This window comes from Ensifer sp. SSB1, from assembly GCF_016652895.1.
Lineage (GTDB): Bacteria > Pseudomonadota > Alphaproteobacteria > Rhizobiales > Rhizobiaceae > Ensifer.
Window position 1 is genome coordinate 1 of the sequence record NZ_JAEPRP010000322.1, and the last position, 3700, is coordinate 3700.

The 3700-nt window shown below is 61.4% G+C and carries 4 protein-coding genes and 2 pseudogenes; 2 read left to right on the top strand and 4 right to left on the bottom strand.

Annotation, left to right across the window (positions count from 1 at the left end):
• Positions 1-170, top strand: a pseudogene (locus tag I8N66_RS36625) (IS66 family transposase); the annotation flags it as partial.
• A 94-nt stretch (positions 171-264) separates the two neighbouring features.
• Here the strand turns inward: I8N66_RS36625 and I8N66_RS36630 are convergent.
• The 3 genes from I8N66_RS36630 to I8N66_RS36640 all read right to left on the bottom strand — a co-directional run bounded on the left by I8N66_RS36630 (position 265) and on the right by I8N66_RS36640 (position 2776).
• On the bottom strand, positions 265-1917 hold the full coding sequence (locus tag I8N66_RS36630; protein ID WP_291165339.1) for an IS66 family transposase: 1653 nt from the start codon (positions 1915-1917) through the stop codon (positions 265-267).
• Between the two features lie 62 nt (positions 1918-1979).
• A complete protein-coding gene (gene tnpB / locus I8N66_RS36635) occupies positions 1980-2333 on the bottom strand; it encodes an IS66 family insertion sequence element accessory protein TnpB (RefSeq protein WP_047637286.1) in 354 nt (117 codons plus the stop codon).
• Positions 2330-2776: a transposase gene (locus tag I8N66_RS36640; RefSeq protein ID WP_291165354.1), complete on the bottom strand. Its 447-nt coding sequence runs from the start codon at positions 2774-2776 to the stop codon at positions 2330-2332. The genes tnpB and I8N66_RS36640 overlap by 4 nt, the downstream gene beginning before the upstream one ends.
• 89 nt (positions 2777-2865) lie before the next feature.
• On the opposite strand from I8N66_RS36640, the pseudogene I8N66_RS36645 reads away from it, so the two are divergent.
• Positions 2866-3345: pseudogene (locus I8N66_RS36645) on the top strand (transposase); the annotation flags it as partial.
• Here the strand turns inward: I8N66_RS36645 and I8N66_RS36650 are convergent.
• Entirely contained in the window at positions 3326-3559 is a 234-nt protein-coding gene (locus I8N66_RS36650) for a DUF6429 family protein (protein WP_291165357.1), read from the bottom strand. The pseudogene I8N66_RS36645 and the gene I8N66_RS36650 sit on opposite strands and share 20 nt — an antisense overlap.
• Positions 3560-3700: the final 141 nt, after the last annotated feature.

Genomic DNA, 3700 nt, shown 5'->3' on the forward strand with positions numbered 1-3700 from the left:
AAAAGAAAGCGGTACCGATCACCTTCGCCTTTTGTCATGCGCACGCGCGGCGCAAAGTCTTTGAACTGGCCGACATCCAGAAAAATGCCCGCGACCACAACCGCAAGGGCAAGCCGATCTCGCCGATCGCCCTGGAGGCCGTCCAACGGTACGACGCGCTGTTTGAGATGTATGCGACGTCCACGCCCCATCGCTTTTTCGGTTGCAGCGATCTGAGGTTATCTACGGCCGTCAAATGAGCTCACCGAAGAGTACCTGACGAGCTCATTGTGAGGCCTTGATGCGGGCGGCATAGGCCCATGGCATCAGGGCATCGATGTCTTTGGCGAGGTGGCCGTTTGCGAGGCGGGTGAAGAGGTCGCACAGATAGGCGTAGGGCTCAACGCCGTTCATTTTACAAGTGCCGATCAGGCTGGCAAACCGGGCCCAATTGCGGCCCCCTTCATCGTGCCCCGCAAAGAGCGCATTGCGGCGGTTCATGGCCGGTCGGCGGATCGCGTTTTCCACCAGGTTGGAGTCGATATCGACGTGGCCGTCGTCCAGGAACCGCCGGAAGCCGTCCTGTCGCGTCAGCATATAGGCCAGGGCTTTTCCGAGGTCAGACTTGCGTGAGACGCGCTTGGCTTGCGCTGCCAGCCAGGTGAAGAACTCGTCCACCAGCGGGAGGGACAGCTCCTGTCGAACTGCCCGGCGATGTCCGGGATCTGAGCCCTGGATACTGTCTTCGATCTTGTAGAGCGCGGCGATCCGCACCAGCGCCTCGTCGACGATGGGCGATCCGCTCTTTGGCGTGGCCTTGATCAGCTTTCTGCGCCCGTGCGCCCAACAGAAAGCCAGCTTCAAGGGATCGCCACCCATCCGGTCCGACGTGGCGAGGTGAGAGTAACCACCGTAGGCATCCACCTGGATTGTGCCGTTGAAGCCGTCGAGGATTTCAGCGGCATATTCGCCTTTACGCCCGGGCCGGTAATGGAACACCACGCCCGACGGCGCGGAGCCATTCCAGCCGCGATCGTCACGCAACACGGCCCAGAGATAGCCGGTCTTCGTCTTGCCTCGCCCCGGATCCAGCACCGGAGCCGTGGTCTCATCGACATAGAGCCGCGTGCTTTCCCACAGCAGCCGTTTTGCCATGTGGTCGACCACCGGTGCGATTTCGCTGCCCGTCCTGCCCATCCAATCGGCCAGAACCGTGCGGTCTATCGGCACCCCGTGTCGCGCCATGACCTCGGCCTGCCGGTTGAGCGGCATATGTTCGGAATGCTTGGAGACGGCAATCTCAGCCAGAAGGGCTTCCGTCGGCCAGCTCCCTTCCAGCAGATGCGCCGGCGCTCTGGCCTGGACGACGCCCGTTCGACCCTTGGGGCAGGCGTATTTCGGGCGGATCGTGACGATCACCTCGTAGCGCGCCGGAATCCGGTCGAGCCGTTCCGTCCGGTCTTCGCCGATCCGGACCATATTGCCGCAACCGCAGGGACAAACGATGCTCTCGGGCTCGATCACTCTCTCGACCCGCGGCAGGTGTTCGGGCAGTGCACGGGCCTTACGCTCCTTGCGAGGAACGGCCTTGTCCGGATCGGATGCGCTGGCTTCGATCTTTTTCTCGACGGCGGCGATCCGCGCCTGTGTTTCGGCAATTGCCGTTTCAAGGTCTTCCAGCGCCAGTTCCATCTGCGCCGGATCGAGCTTTTCCGATTTCGGCCCGAACTTCGTGCGCCGATAGTCGTGAACCTGACCTTCAAGCTTCTCGACCAGTTCCTTCAGCTCGGCGATGAAGGCGTCCTTTTCGGCAACCACAGCCTGCTCATGCTGACGTGCAGCACGCTCGACCGACAGTTCGAACTGCATCGCCGCAAACGCCTTCACCACCTCTGGCGGAAGGTCCGGAAACAGGCTGAGATCAAGGGGCGACGACATGCGGCCTTATAGCAAGGCAGCACAAAAAAGCCAAATAAAACAATGCAAAGACCGTCGGATATTCACCCTGCCGCCGACGGCGCGATCACCCGTTGCGCCATGACGCGCCGCCAGTCGAGCCCCTCGAACAAAGCCTCGTATTGCCCCCTGGAAAGGCGCATCGTCCCATCCTGCACCTTGGGCCAGGCAAAGCTTCCATGTTCAAGAATTTTGTAGGTCAGCACCATGCCGGTGCCATCCCATACCAGGATTTTCAGACGATCACCGCGCTTCGACCGGAAGATCACCGTCACCCCGGAATGCGGGTCGAGCTTCAACTCGGTCTGAACCATCAGAGCCAGCGCCTGATGCCCGCAGCGGAAGTCCACCGGCCGCGTTGCAATCAGGATCGGCAGTCGTTGGCCCGCGACGATCATGCCGTCCCTCGCATGGCGCGCACCAGAGCGGCCACGCGTTCAACCGGCACATCGCCGGGAACCCGCATCACAACGTCCGGGCCGATCGTGAGGGTCAAGACTGTCGAAACCGCCTCCCGCAGTTTCGGCGGCGCCAAAACATTCACCGCCTCGCTCGGCTCTGCCGCAATCGCCAAAGGCACAAATGCAGGCTCGGCATCGCCGCTCTCCGACAGGCCCGGCATAGACTCAAAAGGCAGCGTCAGAATGCCCTCGCGCACTTGCCGGCGCCACAAGGAAAGCTGGTGCGGAACAACGTCATGACGGCGCGCGACATCAACAACACGAACACCAGGCTCAAGGCTTTCCGCCACGATCCGCGCCTTCACATCATCTGGCCAACGCCGGTTTCCGCGGCGCGGCTCGACAACTTCGTAGCGCCCAACAAATCCATCATCTGCCATGCAAATCTCCAGATAGTCCTGGAAACCTTCTCGCACGCCCGGCCAGCCTCAAAATACAGCCTATCCAATGGGGCGGAGACGGCGCTTACTTTGAGATCGAGCGCGACATCAATGGATTGAGCGCCGCGGAACGGTTGGCCGCGCGGCAGGAAAAGAGCAAGCCGCTGTTCGACGACATGCACGCGTGGCTGAAAGGGGAGCGCGCCACGCTCAGCAAATCGTCCGAGGTGATCGAGCCGATCGATTACATGCTGAAGCGCTGGGATGGCTTTGCCCGTTTCCTCGACGATGGCCGGATTTGTCTCACGAACAATGCGGCCGAGCGCGCGCTGAGAGGAATTGCCCTCGGGCGTCGAAACTGGACCTTCGCCGGCTCCCAGCGTGGGGCCGATCGTGCCGCCATCATGCTCTCCGTCATCACGACCTGCCGCCTCAACGACGTCGACCCAAAGGCGTGGCTCGCCGATGTGTTTAGCCGCATCGCCGATCTTCCCGTCTCCCGCCTGCACGAACTGCTGCCGTGGCAATGGAAGACACACAAAGGGACGGCTATTGCGGCGGCCGCGTAAACAGCTCCCGGAACAATGCTTCCGAACGCGCCAAGCCTTCATCGGTCAGGATCAATGACTTCGACTTGTTGACTGGGTCGGCGATCAAGCCCTTCTTGTGAAGCCGATCCGTCGTTGCCCAGTCGAAGCCCTTCCAGGCGCAACGCTCGTTGTGCAGCGTCAGCCATAACAGCGCCAAAACCGCATCGTCGATCTTGTCCTCATCGATCTCCATGAGCCGACATTACCACGCGCGGCGCCCAAAATCCTGCGGCCCTGCTCGGATGGATACGCAATGCCAGCATCTCTAAGAAACCCGAATTCGACGGCATAGAGTGTCCGCGGCCAAGCGGCTGAAGATGCTGGAGGAGGAAAA

Coding starts and splice junctions, on each gene's coding strand:
- I8N66_RS36630 (WP_291165339.1), bottom strand. CDS start 1,917: ATGTCGTCGCCCCTTGATCTCAGCCTGTTTCCGGACCTTCCGCCAGAG.
- tnpB (WP_047637286.1), bottom strand. CDS start 2,333: ATGATCGTCGCGGGCCAACGACTGCCGATCCTGATTGCAACGCGGCCG.
- I8N66_RS36640 (WP_291165354.1), bottom strand. CDS start 2,776: ATGGCAGATGATGGATTTGTTGGGCGCTACGAAGTTGTCGAGCCGCGC.
- I8N66_RS36650 (WP_291165357.1), bottom strand. CDS start 3,559: ATGGAGATCGATGAGGACAAGATCGACGATGCGGTTTTGGCGCTGTTA.